Consider the following 907-nt stretch of genomic DNA (forward strand, 5'->3'; position numbering starts at 1 on the left):
AGGATTCCACTCTGATAGATCTGTATCGTCCATCATCTTTTCCCAAGTATCTTCTGATACACAGGCTTCAAGATAGAACTGAACAGTTTCAATATTGAAATAACGCTTTACTTCATTCCATTCATCTTGTGAAAGCCACTCTTGATTTTTGTGGTGCTGATCTAAATATTTTTGATATTCAGGATGGATCCACGAGCCATACTCATCACGAACAATTTCCGCAGGTTTTAATTGATTGGTTTCAATTTCTTGTTCTTTAATTTCCATAACTCACCTATATTTATGCGTTTTGCTCTACACGCCAATGATGCTTCCAGTTTCCGCGCTTGTATCGTAATTGTTCAATTGAGCGGTCATTCATACGAACATTTTCATGTCTGCGCTTAGCATCTCGATCAAGCACACGCTGATAGTTCACAACAGCGCGAAGATTAGATTTAATCCAAGCCAGTTCTAATTCACGATCTGTAAGCTTTCTTGGCTCTAAATGCTCATCATCTTTTACAAGAACATGTTCAGACCAGAAAAATGGGCGTGCTGTCTTTGTACCAATTTGTTTTTTGTCAAAATTTGGTGTGTAGTCCAAGCCAATTTCAACCATATAAATTTTTTTAGGACCGAGGCGAACGCAATAATATCCATCACGTTTACCCAGATTCTTGCGAAAATCATTATTCAATTTTTCTGTTGGAATGCTCATTGCAAGATCCTTTTTTTAAACGACGTTGTAATGTTGCTCGATTAATACCAAGTGTTTTTGCGGTTCTGGTGATGTTGCCGCGGCAGATAATTAAAGCTTCTTCAATTAGAGCGTTTTCAACTTGTTGTATTGCAATTTTCATTGCATTTTTGGGGTGTTGCTCAATCGTTTGAATGAGTTCATTTTTTAAGAAAGAGAGGGAGTTCA

Annotated in this window: 3 protein-coding genes; all 3 read right to left on the reverse strand. The window is 37.4% G+C overall.

The window, feature by feature from the left end; genetic code table 11:
• On the reverse strand, nt 1–267 hold a 267-nt coding region (locus tag C9E89_RS22860; RefSeq protein WP_213069663.1), incomplete at its 3' end, for a hypothetical protein.
• A 13-nt stretch (nt 268–280) separates the two neighbouring features.
• Nucleotides 281–700 (reverse strand): hypothetical protein, encoded by a 420-nt coding sequence (locus C9E89_RS22865; RefSeq protein WP_107010331.1) that lies wholly within the window; start codon nt 698–700, stop codon nt 281–283.
• On the reverse strand, nt 672–907 hold a 236-nt coding region (locus C9E89_RS22870), incomplete at its 5' end, for a helix-turn-helix domain-containing protein (protein ID WP_107010332.1). The genes C9E89_RS22865 and C9E89_RS22870, both read right to left, overlap by 29 nt.

The sequence above is a fragment of the Acinetobacter sichuanensis genome (genome assembly GCF_003024515.2).
Lineage (GTDB): Bacteria > Pseudomonadota > Gammaproteobacteria > Pseudomonadales > Moraxellaceae > Acinetobacter > Acinetobacter sichuanensis.